The organism is Janthinobacterium sp. J1-1, assembly GCF_030944405.1.
Taxonomy (GTDB): domain Bacteria; phylum Pseudomonadota; class Gammaproteobacteria; order Burkholderiales; family Burkholderiaceae_D; genus Janthinobacterium.
Genome location: NZ_CP132339.1, coordinates 206,846 through 223,501, shown reverse-complemented (window position 1 = coordinate 223,501; position 16,656 = coordinate 206,846). Strand labels below are relative to the sequence as shown.

The following is a 16,656-nucleotide window of genomic DNA, read 5'->3' as shown; positions in this document are numbered from 1 at the left end:
CCTATGCCGCGAGGAAAATTACCGCTAGCCCTGGAGTTGCCACGCCCTACCAGCTGGCTCGACAATCCGGGCATCAGCAAGCAGGATGGCGCGTATGAAGCGCTGCGCGCAGCCATCCTCGGCAAGGTCTTGCCGGCCGGCAGCCGCCTGCCGTCCAGCCGGGTCCTGGCCGCGTGCTGGGAACTGTCGCGCGGCACCATCGAAACCGTGTTCGACCGCCTGCATGCGGAAGCCTATGTGACGCGCGTGCCCGGTTCCGGCACGCGCGTGTGCGCGGTGGTGCCGGAACGCTTCCTGATGGCGGGCTTCGATCTGCCCGGCACTCAAGCCGTCGCCCCTGCGCCCGCGCTGGACACCGGCGTGCGGGACGGCCTGCCCTTCGTGGCCCGGCGCGCCGACGCGGCCCTGTTTTCGACCGCCTCCTGGTCGCGCTGCGCGGCCAGGGCGCTGGCCGCCGCCACGCCGGGTCAACTGTGCAGCGCCGACCCGGCCGGCGCGTCCGAGTTGCGCCGGCAACTGGCCGACTACCTGGCCAAGTACCGCGGCATCCGCTGCGACCCGCAGGATATCGTGATCACCACCGGCATCCGCCATGCGCTCGACCTGATCGCGCGCGCCACCGTGCGTCCGGGCGACAAGGTCTGCCTGGAAGACCCCGGCTACCCGGCCGCGCGCACCCTGTTCACCCTGGCCGGCGCCGCTCCCGTCGATATTGCCGTCGACGCCGAAGGCATCGATTGCGCCGCCCTGCAGGCGCATGCCGACGCCAGCCTGGTATATGTCACGCCGGCACACCAGTCGCCGCTGGGCGTGACCATGTCCGTCACGCGCCGCCTGGCGCTGCTCGACTGGGCCAGCAATCATGGCGCCTGGGTGGTGGAAGACGACTACGACAGCGAATTCAATTACCACAGCGCGCCGCTGGCGGCCCTCAAATCGCTGGACCAGTACCAGCGCGTGATCTATTGCGGCAGCTTCAACAAGACCCTGTTCGCCGGGCTGCGCCTGGGTTTCATGGTGCTGCCGCCCGGCTTGCGTCCGCTGCTGCTGCGCACCTTGCAGCTGACGGGCCGCTCGGTGGGCATGACCGACCAGCTGGCGCTGGCCGCCTGGATGGAGGAAAGCGCCTTCGTGCGCCATCTGCGCCAGGCGCGCCTGGCCTACAAGGAGCGGCGCGACGTGCTGCTGGCCTGCCTGGAACAACTGGCGCCCGGCCGCTACAGCATCTCCGGCCAGCAAGCCGGTTTTCATTTCGTGCTGTGGCTGCAGCCCGGCAGCGATGAAGCGGCCTTCTGCGCGCGCGCCGCGCAGGCAGGGCTGGCGCTGCAGGGGCTGGGCGAATTTTGCCAGCAGGCGCGTTTGCCGCCGGCCGTGCTGGTCGGCTACACGGCCCTGAGCGGCGCGCAGATCCGGCTGGCGGCGCCGCAATTGGCGCAGTTGTTGTTGCAGATCTGAGCCATGGCCCGCCCTCGCCCCCCGGTGGCGGTATAATCACGGCTTCGCCGCAGCGTCCACCCGCGCCGGCAGCCGACCACAGAATCTGTCATGACCACCACCCGAACCGAAGCGGCCCTGATCCGCGAGCTGGGCCGCGTCGATTACGAGCCGACCTTTGCCGCCATGCGCGCGTTCACCGACGCGCGCACGACGGAAACGCGCGACGAACTGTGGATCGTCGAGCACCCGCCCGTATTTACATTGGGCTTGGCGGCCGACCGTGGCCATTTGCTGGCCGGCGCCGAGGCGATTCCGGTGGTGCAGACCGACCGCGGCGGCGAAGTGACTTTCCACGGCCCCGGCCAGGTGGTGATTTATTTGCTGATGGACCTGCGCCGCAACAAGCCGGGCGGCAAGCTGTATGCGCGCCAGTTCGTGCATAAAATCGAGCAGGCCATCATCAATGTGCTGGCGGCGTATAATCTTGCAGGCGAGCGCATCGATGGCGCGCCCGGCATCTATATCGCCGGTGGACCCGACAAGGGTGCGAAGATCGCTGCGCTGGGCTTGAAAGTGCGCGGCAACGGCTGCACCTACCATGGCGTGTCGCTCAATGTGGCGATGGACCTGGCGCCGTTTTCCTGGATTAACCCTTGCGGCTATTCCGGGCTGAAAACGGTCGACATGCGCAGCATGGGCGTGGACGCCCCGCTGGCCGGCGTGCAGCACGCGCTGGCCCGTGAACTGACCGAATTACTCGATGTACAGCAGAGCGCCGCAGGCGCGCCTCAGGCAGCGGATGCCTGAGCAAACAAACCAACATGCCCCCCAAGGGCTCGCAGCCATGACTTCTGAGACCATTTCCAGCACCGCCCCCGTAGCCACCGCCGCTCCCGTCTACAACCCGAGCGAAAAGCAAAAAGGCGCCAGCAAGACCTCGCGCATCCCGATCAAGATCATTCCGATCGAGCAAGTCGAGCGCCTGAAAAAGCCGGACTGGATCCGCGTCAAGGCCGCTTCCGCCTCGACCCGCTTCTATGAAATCAAGGACATCCTGCGCGAAAACAAGCTGGTGACCGTGTGCGAAGAAGCCAGCTGCCCGAATATCGGCGAATGCTTCGGCAAGGGCACCGCCACCTTCATGATCATGGGCGACAAGTGCACGCGCCGCTGCCCGTTCTGCGACGTCGGCCACGGCCGCCCTGATCCGCTGGACAAGGAAGAGCCGGCCAACCTGTCGAAAACCATCGCCAAGCTGCGCCTGAACTACGTCGTGATCACCTCGGTCGACCGCGACGACCTGCGCGACGGCGGCGCCGGCCACTTCGTCGAGTGCATCCAGCAAACGCGCGCCCTGTCGCCCAACACCCGCATCGAAGTACTGGTGCCCGACTTCCGCGGCCGCCTGGAAAAAGCCCTGAACCTGTTCAAGGATGGCTTGCCGGACGTGATGAACCACAATCTGGAAACCGCGCCGCGCCTGTACAAGGAAGCGCGCCCCGGTTCGGACTACATGCATTCGCTGAAACTGCTGAAGGACTTCAAGGCCATGTACCCGGACGTGAAAACCAAGTCCGGCATCATGGTCGGCCTGGGCGAGACGGACGAGGAAATCCTGCAAGTCATGCGCGACATGCGCGAGCACGACATCGACATGCTGACCATCGGCCAATACCTGGCGCCATCGAACAGCCACCTGCCGGTACGCCGCTACGTGCACCCGGACGTGTTCAAGATGTTCGAAGAAGAAGCCTACAAGATGGGCTTCACCCACGCCGCCATCGGCGCCATGGTGCGCAGCTCGTACCACGCGGATGAGCAGGCGCATATGGCTGGGGTGGAGTCGGCGCTGAATAACTAAGCACCGGCAACAACCAGATCGAGCCGCCCCGCGCAAGCCGGGCGGCTTTTTTACGCCTCTTTGAAGTAAAGTACAAGATCCTGTACAATTATTTCAAGAGTGATGGGCGATTGTCGCTCAGGCATAACCACGGAGGCAACGATTCAACATGAATATTCTCACTTTCAGCGAAGCGCGCGCGGGCTTGAAAAGCGTGATGGACGACGTTTGCAATGACCATCAGCCGACCGTGATCACGCGGGTCAATGGCGAGCATGTGGTGATGTTGTCCCTGGCCGACTACAACAGCATGGAAGAAACGTTGTACCTGCTGGGGACTGCCAAGAACGCCAGCCGCCTGATGGCGTCGGTGGCGCAGATCAAGGCTGGCAAAGCCAAGGCCCGTGAATTGCTGCGCCATGAAAAACAAGAAGGCTGAGAACAAGCAGCAAGGCGGCAATGCCGTACTGGCCTGGTCCGATCATGGCTGGGAAGATTATCTGTACTGGCAAGGCGCCGATCCGAAAATCGTCCAGCGCATCAATGAACTGATCGATGGCTGCCTGGCCGATCCGTTCAAGGGCATCGGCAAACCGGAACCCTTGAAAGGCGACCTGACCGGCTTCTGGTCGCGCCGCATCGACCGTCAGCATCGGCTGGTGTATTTGCCCGATGGTGGCTGCATCTATGTCGCTGCCTGCCGCTATCACTATGACGAAAAGTAAGTGTTGCCATTGGCAACGGTAACGCCGCCCGGTCTTGCCGCCGTTATACTTTGCCCATGATGTTCTTCAACATATTAATGAGGTAAAGCATGGAAGTACGTATCGAGGAATCCTGGAAGCAGCGGCTGCAGGCCGAATTCGAGCAGCCCTGGTGGGCCACTCTGGCGGCGTTCGTCAAGGAAGAATATGCGGCGGGACCGTGCTTCCCGGCCGGTAAAGCGATCTTCCGGGCATTCGACCTGGCGCCGTTCGAGCAGGTCAAGGTGGTGATCCTGGGACAGGACCCGTATCACACGCCGGGCGCGGCCATGGGCTTGTGCTTTTCGATTCCCGAGGGCACCCGCTCTCAGCCCAGCTTGCAAAATATCTTCAAGGAATTGAAAAGCGATATCGGCGTCGCGCGCACCAGCACGGACTTGACCGACTGGGCCGGGCAAGGCGTGTTTTTGCTCAACAGCGTGTTGACGGTGCGCTCGGGCGCGGCCGGTTCGCACGCGGGCAAGGGCTGGGAAAAGCTGACCGACAGCGCGATCCGCCATCTGTCGCAGGAGCGCGAAGGCGTCGTCTTCATTTTGTGGGGAGCGTATGCGATCGCCAAGCGCGCGCTGATCGACGAAGGCAAGCACAAGGTATTGACTTCGCCGCACCCGTCGCCGCTGTCCGCGCACCGGGGTTTTTTCGGCAGCAAGCCGTTCAGCCAGGCCAATGCCTATTTGCAGGAAAACGGCCAGCAGCCGATCATCTGGGGCTGAAGCCACGGCAACCGACAGCGGCAGGCGTTGCTCCCGGCCGCTGTCTTCGCACGTAACTCTTTAGAACATAACGCCGGACAAAACCGTAGCGAGCGGCAGCGAGTTGTGGCTGAGAAGCGGAGCTGTGCGAATGCACGGGGCCGCCGAGGTAGTGAGCATCGGAGGCCGCAAATCGCGCCGCGCAGTAGGTTTGGTCTGGTGTTAGAAACTGGTCGACAGGCCAGCGTACAAGCTGCGGCGTGCGCCATATTGCGGCGCGCCGACGCCGACGCCGGAACCATCGCGCAGCAGATACGATTTGTCGAACAGGTTGATCAGCGCCAGGCGGCCTTCCACCTTGCCCAGCGGCGTGTTTTTCCAGGTGTGCGTCAGCGCGGTATTGACCGTGAAGTAATGCGGCAGGTGGCCGGAATTCGGTGCGCCGCCGTCCGGTGTCATGCGCAGGCCGCTGCCGTACAGGAAGTCAGCGCTTACTTGCGAATCGCCGAAGTGATAATGGCCGCCACCGGACATGGTGTAGGTCTGGTCGTGGTCGAGGAAGACATAGTTGTTCTTGATATACGCCACCTCATCGGCGCCGAACAGGGCCTGGCCGGAATTGATATTGCGGCCCTGCGCCTTTTGCGTGCTGGCGTTCAGGAACAGGCCCCAGTCTTTCTCGCTGTAGATGGCCGACAATTCCAGGCCCTTGGCATACCCTTCGGCGTAGTTGAACGGCGTGAGGATCAGCGCCTGGCCGAACTGGCCTTCGTCGAGCAGGTTGCTGATCTTCTTGTAGTAGGCGTCGGCCGTCAAGGTCAGTTTCGAGTTGACCTGGTGGCTGATGCCGATATCGTAATAGTGGGTACGCTCGGCCTTGACGTTGTCCGAGGTGGCGATTTCCGGCGCATTCGTCGTGTTCGCATACAGGTCGATGCTGCCCTGCGCGGCCAGTTCCTGCGGTGGCGGCGTGAAGTAGCGCGAGTAGCCGGCGTGCAAGGCCGTGCCTGGCGCCAGCTGGTAGGCCAGGTTGACGCGCGGACTCCATTGCTGTTCGCTGGTATAGGCCGAAACCTTGTCGAAGCGCGCGCCGTAGTTCAGGGTCAGCGGTTTGCTGATATGCCATTCATCCTGCAGGTAAAAGCTGGACAGGGTACCGGTCTTGCCGCTGTTGTCGACGATGGTGACCGGTGTGGTGGAGGTCTGTCCGTTGTCATCGGCCGGGAATACACCCACCGTATTGTCGCTGGCCGTTTTCTGGCGCGTGTAGGCCAGGCCGGCGCGCAAGGTGTGGTCCTGGTGCACTTTGTAGCTGATGTCAAACTGGGCACCGGAAGCGCTGTTCGAACGGCGTGAATCCGAAGCCACGCCGTTGTAGATCAGGTCGCCAATCGAATCGGGCGTGAAGTGCAATTGCGAATACTGGTGGAAGGCGGAGACTTGGTAGTTGAGGTCGCCCAGGCTTTTTTGCAGCGACAGCACCACGAAGCGGTTCACTTCGCGCTGGTTTTCATCGAGCTGCGACGATGGCAGGGTCGAGGTGCCAGCCTGCGCGTCGCTGCGGCCGGCCAGGGTGAAACCGGGCGCCTGGTCCGGATTGTTCGGGATCTGGAAGCGGCCGTTATAAGTGCCGAACATGGCGCCCAGGCGGGTATTGTCATCAAGGAAATACGACAGATTGCCGAACGATTTGTTCTGGCGCGTCTTGTCGTGCAGCGCATTGCGCGTGTCCTGTGGGTTTTCCACGCCCAGCGAGTTGCCCAGGTAGCTGCCGGACAAATAGTAATTGAACTTGCCGACGCTGCCGAAAAACTCGGCGCTCGGTTCGATATGGTTGTGGCTGCCCACCAGGATGCCGATCCGTCCGCCTGGTGTCAGCCCGCCTTCCTTGGTTTCGATATCGACGATGCCGGCCGTGCGCAGGCCGAACTGGGCCGGCAAGGCGCCCGTGATGAAATCGGTCTTGTCGATCAGCCGCGTGTCGATCGACTGGCCGAAGCCGCTGATGCTTTCCGGCAGCTGCACGCCATTGATGCGGTATTGCACGTTCGCATGGTCGTCACGCACGTGCAGGGCGCCCGAGCCTTTCGAATCCTGCGACACGCCCGGCAGGCGCAGCAGCACTTCATTGAACGGCGTGTTGTCGCCCTGGGCCAGCATGTCGACCATATGGCTGTCGATGCTGTAGATGGTGGTGCCCACTTTCGGCGACAGCTCGATGCGCGCGCTGCGCAGGTGGGCCGAGGTGACTTCGACGGTCTGCATCTCCTGCGGCGCTGCCTCATCGGCATGGGCGGAAACGGCAAACAGGCTGGCAATGGCGAGCGACAGCGCGCTCAGGCGTGGAGTGTGTTGCATGGTGAACCTCAAAATAGTGTACGCCAGGCGGCATGGCGCGGTCCCGGTGGACGCGGCAAGGCAGCCTGAAAAAAAGTAAAAGCGTGGGAACTACAGCGAGGTCGACGGGGGGCCGCGCACGGGCGGCAACAGCAGGGTGATAATGGGAGCGGGCAGCGCCGGCAGCAGGGCCAGCAAGCGATACGGCAGCAATTGCGCCGGCGGCTCGACGAGGGCCGGCGGCACGGCAAGGTCGGCCACCTTGTCGATGGCGGTGGCGCACAGCGTGCACTCTTCCGCGTCCAGGCTGGTCTTGTGCAGATGCGAGGCGGCGGTCGACAGCAGGAACACCAGGGCCAGCGCACTGAACAGGGCCACGCACAGCTGCCACGGCGTGCGCGCGAAGGCGGACGCCGCTTGATAAGCTGGCTTGCAAGGTGGTTGGCGGGTGGACATGTGGCGCATGGTAGCAAGAAAACGGTATCGTTGTCAGCGTCTGTTGCAATTGATTTGCTTTATGAAGCAGTGGCACAACATACCGTTGCAAGGGAAAGTTGCTATCATCATAGTGTTTCTGACCCTATAAGAAAGATAACCATGAGCAATCCCGAGATCACCTTGGAAGTATTGAACCAGCGCGGCATCGGCCGCCTGCCCGGCCACCTGGGCATTGTCATCACCTCCGTCGGCGACGGCCAGGTGACGGCCGAACTGCCAGTGCAGCCGCATTTGCTGGCGCCGAACGGCTATCTGCACGCCGGCAGCGTGGTGACCCTGGCGGACACGGCTTCAGGCTATGGCTGCATCGCCAACCTGCCCGAAGGCGCCAACAACTTCACCACCATCGAACTGAAATCGAACCACCTGGGCACGGCCCGCGACGGCACCATCGTCTGCACGGCGAAAGTCGAGCACAAGGGCCGCAACACGCAAGTGTGGGACGCCGTGGTGAAAAGCAAGGAAACCGGCAAGACCCTGGCCCTGTTTCGCTGCACGCAGATGATTCTGTATCCGAAATAAGGCTACAACCTTACCCAATTACCTTTATACAAGATCGGCCCGGTCGGTCCATTCGGATCGGGCGAGCCGCCGCGCGGCTCCAGGGTCACGGCCAGCAGGGCCACATCGTTGCCGATCGCGCGGTCGGACAAGGCCAGCTTTACGCTGCCCTTGTCGGCCAGCAGGCCCAGCGAGCGCGGGTTGCCGCTTTTCGGCACGGCCCACAGTTCCAGATCCTTGTCACTCGGCACCGGGGCATTGCCCACCATGCGCACTTCCAGCGTGTCGTGGCGGCTGTCGGCCGTCAGCAGCAAGGCCGTCTGCGATTTCTCGTCCATCAGGGTCGCCACATGGCTGATCTGCGGCGTGTTCATCAATTGCGTCGACATGACGATCACCAGCAGCGCGGCAATCGCGCTTGAGGCCAGGCCCAGCGAACGCCAGAACGAGACCGACTCGCGCCACAGTGTCCAGCCGCCATGCTTCGCCTGCGCCAGGTGCAGCCGCTGCTCGATCTGCTGCCAGACGCGCTTGGGCGGCGCCACCGGGGTGGCGAACTCGGCCATCGGTTCCAGGCGCTGGCGCCATTCGGCCGTGATATTGCGCAGGTCGGCGTCGTTGTAGAGCCAGCCTTCGAAACGGCGCCGCGCGCCCCCCTTCAAGGTGCCCAGCACGTATTCGGACGCCAGCTTCTGGCGCAGCGGATCATTGCCGCGGATATTCATGGTGCCTCCCGTTTGGCCAGGCAGGTACGCAGCCGTTCCAGGCTGCGCCGTATCCAGGTCTTGACGGTGCCGATCGGCAGCGACATCTGCTGCGCCACTTCGCTGTGCGACAGGTCATGGTAATACGCCAGCGCGACCACCTGGCGGTGCAGCCCTTCCAGGGCCGACATGCAAAACGCCAGCGCCTTGGCGTCGCCACTCATCTGCAGCGACTCTATCGGCGTGGCCTGGGGATCTCGTAGTGCGTTCATGACTTCGCTATCAAACTGTTCGGCATCGATTTCAACTGTGTCGTCGCTGCGCCGCAGCACATCGAACGCCTTGTTGCGCACGATGGTGGCCATCCAGGTCATCGGCGCCGCCAAGTGGCTTTGATACGTGGCGGCGTTGTTCCAGATGGCGACGAAACCCTCTTGCAAGGCTTCTTCAGCGAGCTCTTGCTTATGCAATATACGCAGCGCGAAGCCAAACAGTTTCGATGATGTGGCGTTATATAGTTGACGGAACGCCTTGGCGTCCTTGTTGCCGGCCGCGAGCAGCCAGGCTTTCAGTTGTTGCGGGTCGAGCGATGGGGCGTCAGGAGACACGGCTAACCTTCACAAGGTGAACGGGATTCACGAAATGGAAGGTTATATCAAGCAGGCAATCATTTGCAACAACGTTATGTGTTGTGTGCGGGTATTTATCCCGCGATGGCCGTTTCCAGCAGCTTGTGCAGTTCGGCAAATTCGGGCTTGCCCACGTAGCGCTTGAGGATCTTGCCCTGCTTGTCGAGCACGAAGGTGGTCGGCGTCATCGCCACGTCGCCATACGCCTTGGCGGCCTCGCCCGTCACGTCGAGCGCCACCTTGAACGGCAGCTGGCGCGTCTGGGCAAAGTTCAGCACGTAGTTGGCCGGGTCGTATTGCATGGCGACCGCGACAAACTCCAGGCCCTGCGCCTTGTATTTGTTGTAAGTTTCGACCATTTCCGGCATTTCCGCCACGCAGGTGGTGCAGGAGGTGGCCCAGAAATTGACCAGCACCACCTTGCCGCGCAGGCTGCTTGACGAGATCTTTTCGCCGTCGATGGCGTGGAAGGTCACGTCCGGTGCGCTTTGCTTGTTGTTCAGCGACAGATAGCCTGCCGCCGCCACGCCCGCCACCAGTACGGCGATCAGGACAGGCTTGAGCCAGGATTTGGAAGTCGATGTTGACATAGTTTTACACACCAGATACGTAACGATGGGGCCATTATAGCCCCATCGTTGTGTTCGCGCCGTAGGCCGGAAGGCCTAGGGGTTTTACTGCCCGACCGGGTTGTTGACGCGCGCCGGCGCCGGATCGGCCTGGAATTGCTTCAGTTCCGCTTCCGAGATGTAGTCGAACAGCTTGACCACTTTCTGCACGCCGCCCACGCCGCGCGCCACGTCGGCCGCCACCGTGCCTTCGCGCTGGGTCACGCGGCCCATCAGGAAGACGGTGCCGTTTTCGGTGACGACTTTGAACGAGGCGGCCGAGATGGTTTTCATGTCGACCAGGCTGGCTTTTACCTTGGTGGTGATCAGCGCATCGTTCGAGCGCGAGGTATAGCTGGCCGGGCCAGCGATGATCAGCTCGTTGGCCACCGATTCCACGCCGGCGATATTGCGCACTTCGCGTTCGACGGCGTTTTTCATCGCTTCGTCGCGCACTTCGCCCGTCAGCAGCACGCGGCGGTTGAAACTGGTGACATTCACATGGCCGGCGTCACCGGTGACGGCCGGCACGCGCGATTCGCCCTTCACGGCGATCGCCTTGTCTTCGGTCTGGGCGCCCAGGGTACGGCGGTCCGCCGCGGCCACGCCGCTCATCACCGCGCCACCGACCATCAATTCGATACAGCCGGTCAGCGAGGTAAGCATGGCGCCGCACAACAGAGCGGTCGCCAATGGGCGTTGTACGCGTTTCCAGCCTGGGCCAGTACCGAATTTAGTCATTCACGTCTCCTCCGAATAGTGCGACGTCGATGCCGTCGCAAATGCAGTGTATGGTTGTCAGATGAACTTCCTGGATGCGCGCCGTGCGTTCGGCCGGCACGCAGATATGCACGTCGGCATCGGTCAGCAGCTTGCCGATCGCGCCACCGTCCTTGCCCGTCAGCGCCACCACGCGCATTTCGCGCTCCAGCGCCGCTTCCACCGCCGCCATCACGTTGCCGGAATTGCCCGACGTGGAAATGGCCAGCAGGATGTCGCCGGCCTGGCCGAAGGCCTGTACCTGCTTCGAGAAAATTTCGCGGTAGCTGTAATCGTTGGCCACCGCCGTCATGATCGACGTGTCGGTGGTCAATGCCAGCGCCGGCAGCGGAAAGCGTTCGCGTTCGAAGCGGCCGACCAGCTCGGCGGCAAAATGCTGGCAGTCGGCGGCGGAACCGCCATTGCCGCAGGCCAGGATCTTGTTACCGTTCGACAGCGCGGCAAACATCAGCTCGATCGCCTGGGCAATCGCGGGCGCCAGCACCGTAGCGGCCTGGATCTTGAGTTCGGCACTTTCGTGGAAGTGCGAGAGGATGCGTTGATTATTCATAGTCTGCCGATTATAGTGCAGGCGCGCGGCAAGGCGAACAAGCGCTGTTAAAAATGCTTACATATCGAGAATGTTCTTCAGCCATTCCATGCGTCCGCCATCGATGACGACGGCGTCGAAACGGCATGGCGGCAAGTTCTTCTGGCTCAATAGCCAGGTTTGCGCGGCACGCGTCATGCGCCGCTGCTTGGCCGGCGTGATGCTGGCCAGGGCGCCGCCGAAAGCACTGCCGCTGCGCTGGCGCACTTCGATGAAGACGACGCTTTTGCCGTCGCGCATGATCAAGTCCAGTTCGCCGCCCTTGCACAGGAAATTGCGTTCTATCAGCTTGAGTCCCTGCAGCAGCAGATACGCCAGCGCATCGTCTTCCGCCAGCCGCCCCAGTTCCCGCTTGTCTGGCGGCGGCATGGGTGCTTTCCTTACTGCGCCGCCGGCAACACCGGCGCTTGCTCGGCGACCGGCTTCGGTGGCCAGGTACCGACCACGCCCTGCTGATAGGTGGCGGCCTGCTCGGTGCGCTCGAAGCGCGCCTGCCCGCCGTCATAACGCACGGCCAGGCGGCCCGTCACGCCATCGAGCGTGAATGGCGCCTCGGGGCGCAGCGCCACTTCGCGCGCCACGCGGAAGGCGTCGATGCCCAGCGCATACAGGCGCTCCATGTCGGCCGTCAGGCGGCCGTCGGCGGGCTGCGGCGGCTGCGGATACACCATCACTTGCGGATGATCGCGCTGCACCTGCCATGGCAGGTCGAGCAGGCGCGCACCGTCCAGTTCCGGGCCGCTGGCGCCGCGGCCGAGGCCCGGGTTCAGCGACGAGGTGCCGTACAGCGGCAGGTCGGGACCGATCGCCACGCGCAGCTGGCGCGCCTGGTCGGCGTCCAGCGCGGCAAAGATCAGGGCCGGTGGATTGCTTGACAGGCGGGCGCGCAGCTGTACCAGCTCGGCGTCACCGAGGTAACCGTTGGTGGCCGTCAGGTCGACCTGGTCGGCGCTGCCGCCCTGGCGCAGCCATTCCTGCTTGAAGGCGGTACTGGTACGGCGCTGCGAGGCCGAATTGGCCGACAAAATCAAGGCATTGGCGCGCGGCTGTTCGCTGGCGGCCCAGGCGGCCACCTGCCGCGCTTCCGCTTCGATCGACAGGCCCATCACCAGCAGCCTGGCCGGCAGGCGCGCTTCGCCGCGGTTGTCGGGGTGGTTCAAGGCGATGGTCGGCTTTTTCACCAGGTCGCTGTTGGCGACCGCCGTGACGGCCGAACGCGACAAGGGGCCGACCACGATATCCTGCTCCTGCTGGGCCTGCGCAAACTTGTCCAGTACATCGGCGCTGCCGTCGCCCGTATCGATCACGGCCACTTCGAAGCCGCTGCGGTCGCGCTCGTAGGCGGCCATGAAGCCGGCCCGCAACAGGCTGGCCGCCGGACCCAGCGAAGCCGAGCGCAGCGGCAGCAACAGGCCGATATGGTGGATCTTGCCGTCGGACGGCGCCGGCGCCGTGGCGGCCGGCATGTCCTGCGCGGTGCCCGTGGCCGGCGTGCCGGTCATGGGCGCCACGTTGGCCTTGCCGCTGTCGTCATACGAGGTAATGTCGGGCACGGCCACGGCAAAGGTCACCGGTTCCGGTGCGGCCGGCTTGGGCAGCGGCGCGGGGACAGGTGGCGGCGGTGGCGGCAGCAGCGCCCTTGTGTTTGATTCAATAGGCGCGCACAATTGCCCGGGCGCGTCGCAAGGCGTGCTGCAAGCGCTCAGCATGCCGGTCGCGGCACAAACAAGCAGTAACTTCACACTATTAGCAAGCATTCAACCTCCAAAATGACCGTACAAGAAATCAGTTCCATCGCCAGCCTGCCCATCATGACAGAGGCGGCGCACCAGGTCTATCCTATCGCAACATTGTATGTAGTGGCCACGCCCATCGGCAATGTCACCGATATCAGCCTGCGTGCCTTGCACTTGCTGAGCCTGGCTGACGCCGTCGCCTGTGAAGATACCCGCAATACGGCGCACCTGCTGACGCGTTTTGGTCTGAACAAGCCGTTAATTGCTGCGCATCAACATAACGAACGCGAAGTGGCGCAGACCCTGATTGCCCGCCTGCATGCCGGTGAGCGCATCGCGCTGGTCTCCGACGCGGGAACCCCTGCCGTGTCCGACCCCGGCGCGCGCATCGTCGACGCCGTGCGCGCGGCCGGCCTGCGCGTGCTGCCCCTGCCCGGTCCATCGGCGGCGATTACGGCGATTTCCGCCAGCGGCTTGCTGAACGACCAGTTTTATTTTGTCGGCTTCCTGCCCGCGAAAGCCAAGCAGCGCGAAAACATGCTGCACAGCCTGCGCGGCGTAACCGCCACCATGGTCTTTTATGAAGCGCCGCACCGCATCCTCGACTGCGCCACCGCGCTGGCCGAAGCGTTCGAGCCGACGCGCCAGGTGGTGTTCGCGCGCGAACTGACGAAACTGTTCGAAGAAATCCACCGCTGCCCGCTGTCCGAGGCCGAAGCCTGGATCCGCGCCGACGCCCACCGCGAAAAAGGCGAATTCGTGATCCTGCTCGACGGCGCCACCGAAGCCCAGGACGCCGAAGACGTGGAAGCCGAACGCATCCTCAATATTCTGCTGGCCGAATGCAGCGTCAAGCAGGCGGCCAACCTGACGGCACAAATTACCGGGCGCAAGAAAAATGCTTTATATGAGCGGGCGCTGCAGTTGAAGGGGCAGGAGTAAGACAATCAGGCTGGCGGTTCGATGGCGAGTGTCTGAGCCGCCGCCAGATCCGCGCCAGATTCTCCAGTGCCTGTGAGGCGGATGAGTTCATCTTCCCTGCCTTTGACAAAGATCTTCGGCTGTTCCAGCACGCGCACGATAAACGACTTGCCGTCGCGTACGCGCTGGATAAACTCCGCCGGCGTGTAGAGCGTCGGGTTGACTGTGCGGCCCAGTTGCTGCTGTAGCGGTTGCAATGCGTCGAGCAGGGCGGCATTCGAGATCTGCTCGCCGATCACCATCAGATCGATGTCGCTGTGGGCCTGCTCGCTTCCTTTGGCCATCGAGCCATACACGAACGCCAGCTCGATCTGCGGCCAGTGTGCTTGCAGCGCCACGCGCAGCACGTCGGCCACGCCAAAGGTCTTCATGACAATGCTGCGCAGCTCATCAAAAATCGGTGCCTGGTGATTGGCCTGATAGTGCTTTTGGTTGCCGACTTTTTTCACGGTCACCAGCGCCGACTTCACCAGCTTCGCCAGCTCGCGCTGTACCGCACCCGAACCCATGGCGGCGAAAGTGATAATCTCGTTGGCGTAAAACGAGCGTTGCGACTGGCCAAACAGCAAGGCCAGCACGCGTTGCTGTGTCTTGGAAAATAACGTATCTGCATATATACCCATATTGGGTATGATAGTACCCAATATGGGTATATTCAAGTTATTTATGTCTTGAGATCGTCACCACTTGCACCCGCTATCCTTTTTATCCAGCAGCATCACCAACGGGGCCAATAGCCCGGCACCCGCATATGCAGTGCGGCAATCGCCGCGCTTGCCACTGGCGATATCGCGCGCGAGCTGGGTTTCCGTGCGCAGCGGCTTGTCGGGGATCTGGCCGACCGCCGTGCCGGCCTTGGCCGGATCGCGTTCGCTGGCCACCTTGCGCGCGGTTTTCAGGGCCGCTTCCATGTCGAACTTCGGTGCGTCCGCCGCCAGCGGGTCGGCTGGCGTGGGTGACGGCGCCACCGTGATGGCGTTCGCGATGGGTTCTGTCGCCGGCGTGGCCGGCGCCGCTGTCCTGGGTGAGGCCGCGACACGAAGCGGTTTCTTTTCGCGCTGCGGTTCCACCCTGGCCAAGGGCGGTGGCGGCGGCAGTGGCTTGATGATGGGCGTGGGCGGGCGTATCCAGACGGCGACCGATTCCACCTTCGGCCCCGCGTCGGGCAGGGGTGGCGGTTTGGCATAACGCCAGCCATACAGAAAAGCCAGGTGCAGCAGCAAGACGCCAGCGCCCAGCACAAGGTGGTGCCGGCGCGCCGGGCCCGGGTAATCATGAGACGAATAGCTGAAAGGTAATGCCGTCATGTTTTCGCATCCTGTGAGAGAAAACTGGCGCCCAGTGTCGCATACTTTTTTGGCATCAAAACAGATGAGGCCGGCAGGGGCGTAAATTATTTACGGGAAGTTTTGCCTGACCCTTGACCGAATTGAATATGGTCTGTATTATCTTGGTCTTCGGAGTGTGGCGCAGCCCGGTAGCGCACCTGGTTTGGGACCAGGGGGTCCAAGGTTCGAATCCTTGTACTCCGACCAAATTTGTAGAAAAAAACCCGAGAGTTACGGCTCTCGGGTTTTTTTTCGTCTGTACATGTCCAGCGAAAAACGACTCCTGCATTCACACTGCAGGAGTCGTTTTTTCAGGCCAGGCGCTTTGCCGCCAGCGCATTGCCGGCGCGGCTCGACCCCTTGCGTCCCAGCTGCTGCGAAATGAACTGGCCCGCGTCCACCACCAGGTCCAGGTCGATGCCGGTGGCGATGCCCAGGCCGTTCATCATGTACAGCACGTCTTCGGTGGCGACATTGCCGGTGGCGCCCTTGGCGTACGGGCAGCCGCCCAGGCCCGAGACCGACGAGTGATAGATGGCGATGCCCAGCTCCAGGCTGGCGTAGATATTCGCCAGCGCCTGGCCGTAGGTGTCATGAAAATGGCCGGACAGGCCGCCCACGTGAAACGCCTCGATGGCGCGCGCCATCACCGCCTGGGTTTTTCTCGGCGTGGCTACGCCGATGGTGTCGGCGATATCGATCTCGTCGCAGCCGAGGTCGCGCATGCGCCCCACCACGTCGGCGACAGCGTCCAGCGGCACCTCGCCCTGGTACGGGCAGCCGAAGGCGCAGCTGATGCTGCCGCGCAGGCGCAAGCCGTTCTCCTTCGCCGCTTTCGCCACGCCTTCGAAGCGGGCGATCGATTCGGCAATCGAACAGTTGATGTTCTTTTGCGAGAACGCCTCCGACGCTGAACCGAAGATCACCACCTCATCGGCTTTGGCCAGCAGCGCCGCTTCGAAACCCTGCATGTTCGGCGTCAGCGCGGAATAGATCGTGCCCGCGCGGCGCGCGATGCCGGCCATGACTTCCGTGCTGGTGGCCATCTGCGGCACCCATTTGGGCGACACGAACGACGCCGCCTCGATATTGGCGAAACCCGCCTGCGTCAGCCGGTCGACCAGCTCGATCTTGACGGCGGCGCTGATGGTCTCCTTTTCATTTTGCAGGCCGTCGCGCGGGCCCACTTCGACGATCTTGACCTGTTTCGGCAAACTCGGTTGGCTGTTCAT

The 16,656-nt window shown here is 62.9% G+C and carries 20 protein-coding genes and 1 tRNA gene; 9 read left to right on the top strand and 12 right to left on the bottom strand.

The features are described from left to right. The first annotated feature begins 3 nt into the window (after nucleotides 1–3). The 6 genes from Q8L25_RS00980 (at nucleotide 4) to Q8L25_RS00955 (ending at nucleotide 4,754) form a co-directional block, all read left to right on the top strand. Nucleotides 4–1,455: a PLP-dependent aminotransferase family protein gene (locus tag Q8L25_RS00980; RefSeq protein ID WP_308923139.1), complete on the top strand. Its 1,452-nt coding sequence runs from the start codon at nucleotides 4–6 to the stop codon at nucleotides 1,453–1,455. 90 nt (nucleotides 1,456–1,545) lie between these two features. Further along, nucleotides 1,546–2,244, top strand: coding sequence for a lipoyl(octanoyl) transferase LipB (gene lipB / locus Q8L25_RS00975; protein WP_308923138.1), 699 nt, complete (start codon nucleotides 1,546–1,548; stop codon nucleotides 2,242–2,244). A 37-nt stretch (nucleotides 2,245–2,281) separates the two neighbouring features. Continuing rightward, complete coding sequence (gene lipA / locus Q8L25_RS00970) at nucleotides 2,282–3,298, top strand: lipoyl synthase (RefSeq protein WP_308923137.1); 1,017 nt, start codon at nucleotides 2,282–2,284, stop codon at nucleotides 3,296–3,298. 148 nt (nucleotides 3,299–3,446) lie between these two features. Next, a complete protein-coding gene (locus Q8L25_RS00965; RefSeq protein WP_308923136.1) occupies nucleotides 3,447–3,716 on the top strand; it encodes a type II toxin-antitoxin system prevent-host-death family antitoxin in 270 nt (89 codons plus the stop codon). After that, on the top strand, nucleotides 3,697–4,002 hold the full coding sequence (locus Q8L25_RS00960; RefSeq protein WP_308923135.1) for a Txe/YoeB family addiction module toxin: 306 nt from the start codon (nucleotides 3,697–3,699) through the stop codon (nucleotides 4,000–4,002). Before Q8L25_RS00965 ends, Q8L25_RS00960 begins: the two co-directional genes overlap by 20 nt. An 89-nt stretch (nucleotides 4,003–4,091) precedes the next feature. Beyond that, nucleotides 4,092–4,754, top strand: a complete 663-nt coding sequence (locus Q8L25_RS00955; RefSeq protein WP_308923134.1) for a uracil-DNA glycosylase — start codon at nucleotides 4,092–4,094, stop codon at nucleotides 4,752–4,754. Between the two features lie 201 nt (nucleotides 4,755–4,955). Here the strand turns inward: Q8L25_RS00955 and Q8L25_RS00950 are convergent, their stop codons facing one another. Together Q8L25_RS00950 and Q8L25_RS00945 are read right to left on the bottom strand one after the other, a co-directional pair. Next, entirely contained in the window at nucleotides 4,956–7,091 is a 2,136-nt protein-coding gene (locus Q8L25_RS00950) for a TonB-dependent receptor domain-containing protein (protein WP_308923133.1), read from the bottom strand. 90 nt (nucleotides 7,092–7,181) lie between these two features. Continuing rightward, nucleotides 7,182–7,526 carry a hypothetical protein gene (locus tag Q8L25_RS00945; protein WP_308923132.1) on the bottom strand — a complete coding sequence of 115 codons (345 nt, stop codon included), beginning with the start codon at nucleotides 7,524–7,526 and terminating at the stop codon, nucleotides 7,182–7,184. Nucleotides 7,527–7,667: 141 nt separating this feature from the next. Here Q8L25_RS00945 and Q8L25_RS00940 point away from each other — a divergent pair, with 141 nt between their 5' ends. After that, nucleotides 7,668–8,090, top strand: a complete 423-nt coding sequence (locus Q8L25_RS00940) for a PaaI family thioesterase (protein WP_308923131.1) — start codon at nucleotides 7,668–7,670, stop codon at nucleotides 8,088–8,090. A gap of 2 nt (nucleotides 8,091–8,092) precedes the next feature. Here the strand turns inward: Q8L25_RS00940 and Q8L25_RS00935 are convergent, their stop codons facing one another. From Q8L25_RS00935 to Q8L25_RS00905, 7 genes are all read right to left on the bottom strand, one after another. Beyond that, nucleotides 8,093–8,794 (bottom strand): anti-sigma factor domain-containing protein, encoded by a 702-nt coding sequence (locus tag Q8L25_RS00935; protein ID WP_308923130.1) that lies wholly within the window; start codon nucleotides 8,792–8,794, stop codon nucleotides 8,093–8,095. Further along, nucleotides 8,791–9,381 carry a sigma-70 family RNA polymerase sigma factor gene (locus Q8L25_RS00930; RefSeq protein ID WP_308923129.1) on the bottom strand — a complete coding sequence of 197 codons (591 nt, stop codon included), beginning with the start codon at nucleotides 9,379–9,381 and terminating at the stop codon, nucleotides 8,791–8,793. The genes Q8L25_RS00935 and Q8L25_RS00930 overlap by 4 nt, the downstream gene beginning before the upstream one ends. Before the next feature lie 95 nt (nucleotides 9,382–9,476). Then, nucleotides 9,477–9,992: a TlpA disulfide reductase family protein gene (locus Q8L25_RS00925; protein ID WP_308923128.1), complete on the bottom strand. Its 516-nt coding sequence runs from the start codon at nucleotides 9,990–9,992 to the stop codon at nucleotides 9,477–9,479. Between the two features lie 84 nt (nucleotides 9,993–10,076). Continuing rightward, nucleotides 10,077–10,751 carry a BON domain-containing protein gene (locus Q8L25_RS00920; RefSeq protein WP_308923127.1) on the bottom strand — a complete coding sequence of 225 codons (675 nt, stop codon included), beginning with the start codon at nucleotides 10,749–10,751 and terminating at the stop codon, nucleotides 10,077–10,079. Continuing rightward, nucleotides 10,744–11,340, bottom strand: a complete 597-nt coding sequence (locus tag Q8L25_RS00915; RefSeq protein ID WP_065306202.1) for a phosphoheptose isomerase — start codon at nucleotides 11,338–11,340, stop codon at nucleotides 10,744–10,746. The genes Q8L25_RS00920 and Q8L25_RS00915 overlap by 8 nt, the downstream gene beginning before the upstream one ends. A gap of 57 nt (nucleotides 11,341–11,397) precedes the next feature. Continuing rightward, nucleotides 11,398–11,748 (bottom strand): YraN family protein, encoded by a 351-nt coding sequence (locus Q8L25_RS00910; RefSeq protein WP_308923126.1) that lies wholly within the window; start codon nucleotides 11,746–11,748, stop codon nucleotides 11,398–11,400. Between the two features lie 11 nt (nucleotides 11,749–11,759). Further along, nucleotides 11,760–13,088: a penicillin-binding protein activator gene (locus Q8L25_RS00905; RefSeq protein ID WP_308923125.1), complete on the bottom strand. Its 1,329-nt coding sequence runs from the start codon at nucleotides 13,086–13,088 to the stop codon at nucleotides 11,760–11,762. A gap of 60 nt (nucleotides 13,089–13,148) precedes the next feature. Here Q8L25_RS00905 and rsmI point away from each other — a divergent pair, with 60 nt between their 5' ends. Continuing rightward, nucleotides 13,149–14,057, top strand: a complete 909-nt coding sequence (gene rsmI / locus Q8L25_RS00900; protein WP_308923124.1) for a 16S rRNA (cytidine(1402)-2'-O)-methyltransferase — start codon at nucleotides 13,149–13,151, stop codon at nucleotides 14,055–14,057. A gap of 5 nt (nucleotides 14,058–14,062) precedes the next feature. Here the strand turns inward: rsmI and Q8L25_RS00895 are convergent, their stop codons facing one another. Further along, nucleotides 14,063–14,674 (bottom strand): nucleotidyltransferase domain-containing protein, encoded by a 612-nt coding sequence (locus Q8L25_RS00895; protein WP_308923123.1) that lies wholly within the window; start codon nucleotides 14,672–14,674, stop codon nucleotides 14,063–14,065. A gap of 102 nt (nucleotides 14,675–14,776) precedes the next feature. After that, nucleotides 14,777–15,403, bottom strand: a complete 627-nt coding sequence (locus Q8L25_RS00890; RefSeq protein ID WP_308923122.1) for a hypothetical protein — start codon at nucleotides 15,401–15,403, stop codon at nucleotides 14,777–14,779. A gap of 151 nt (nucleotides 15,404–15,554) precedes the next feature. On the opposite strand from Q8L25_RS00890, the gene Q8L25_RS00885 reads away from it, so the two are divergent. Beyond that, nucleotides 15,555–15,631, top strand: a tRNA-Pro gene (locus Q8L25_RS00885). 104 nt (nucleotides 15,632–15,735) lie between these two features. On the opposite strand, the gene Q8L25_RS00880 is transcribed toward Q8L25_RS00885, so the two are convergent. Then, complete coding sequence (locus Q8L25_RS00880) at nucleotides 15,736–16,656, bottom strand: hydroxymethylglutaryl-CoA lyase (protein ID WP_308923121.1); 921 nt, start codon at nucleotides 16,654–16,656, stop codon at nucleotides 15,736–15,738.

Excerpts from the sequence above, each read along its gene's own strand:
- Q8L25_RS00980 (WP_308923139.1), top strand. The coding sequence starts at position 4 with ATGCCGCGAGGAAAATTACCGCTAGCCCTGGAGTTGCCACGCCCTACC.
- lipB (WP_308923138.1), top strand. The coding sequence starts at position 1,546 with ATGACCACCACCCGAACCGAAGCGGCCCTGATCCGCGAGCTGGGCCGC.
- lipA (WP_308923137.1), top strand. The coding sequence starts at position 2,282 with ATGACTTCTGAGACCATTTCCAGCACCGCCCCCGTAGCCACCGCCGCT.
- Q8L25_RS00965 (WP_308923136.1), top strand. The coding sequence starts at position 3,447 with ATGAATATTCTCACTTTCAGCGAAGCGCGCGCGGGCTTGAAAAGCGTG.
- Q8L25_RS00960 (WP_308923135.1), top strand. The coding sequence starts at position 3,697 with ATGAAAAACAAGAAGGCTGAGAACAAGCAGCAAGGCGGCAATGCCGTA.
- Q8L25_RS00955 (WP_308923134.1), top strand. The coding sequence starts at position 4,092 with ATGGAAGTACGTATCGAGGAATCCTGGAAGCAGCGGCTGCAGGCCGAA.
- Q8L25_RS00950 (WP_308923133.1), bottom strand. The coding sequence starts at position 7,091 with ATGCAACACACTCCACGCCTGAGCGCGCTGTCGCTCGCCATTGCCAGC.
- Q8L25_RS00945 (WP_308923132.1), bottom strand. The coding sequence starts at position 7,526 with ATGTCCACCCGCCAACCACCTTGCAAGCCAGCTTATCAAGCGGCGTCC.
- Q8L25_RS00940 (WP_308923131.1), top strand. The coding sequence starts at position 7,668 with ATGAGCAATCCCGAGATCACCTTGGAAGTATTGAACCAGCGCGGCATC.
- Q8L25_RS00935 (WP_308923130.1), bottom strand. The coding sequence starts at position 8,794 with ATGAATATCCGCGGCAATGATCCGCTGCGCCAGAAGCTGGCGTCCGAA.
- Q8L25_RS00925 (WP_308923128.1), bottom strand. The coding sequence starts at position 9,992 with ATGTCAACATCGACTTCCAAATCCTGGCTCAAGCCTGTCCTGATCGCC.
- Q8L25_RS00920 (WP_308923127.1), bottom strand. The coding sequence starts at position 10,751 with ATGACTAAATTCGGTACTGGCCCAGGCTGGAAACGCGTACAACGCCCA.
- Q8L25_RS00915 (WP_065306202.1), bottom strand. The coding sequence starts at position 11,340 with ATGAATAATCAACGCATCCTCTCGCACTTCCACGAAAGTGCCGAACTC.
- Q8L25_RS00910 (WP_308923126.1), bottom strand. The coding sequence starts at position 11,748 with ATGCCGCCGCCAGACAAGCGGGAACTGGGGCGGCTGGCGGAAGACGAT.
- Q8L25_RS00905 (WP_308923125.1), bottom strand. The coding sequence starts at position 13,088 with ATGCTGAGCGCTTGCAGCACGCCTTGCGACGCGCCCGGGCAATTGTGC.
- rsmI (WP_308923124.1), top strand. The coding sequence starts at position 13,149 with ATGACCGTACAAGAAATCAGTTCCATCGCCAGCCTGCCCATCATGACA.
- Q8L25_RS00890 (WP_308923122.1), bottom strand. The coding sequence starts at position 15,403 with ATGACGGCATTACCTTTCAGCTATTCGTCTCATGATTACCCGGGCCCG.
- Q8L25_RS00880 (WP_308923121.1), bottom strand. The coding sequence starts at position 16,656 with ATGAACAGCCAACCGAGTTTGCCGAAACAGGTCAAGATCGTCGAAGTG.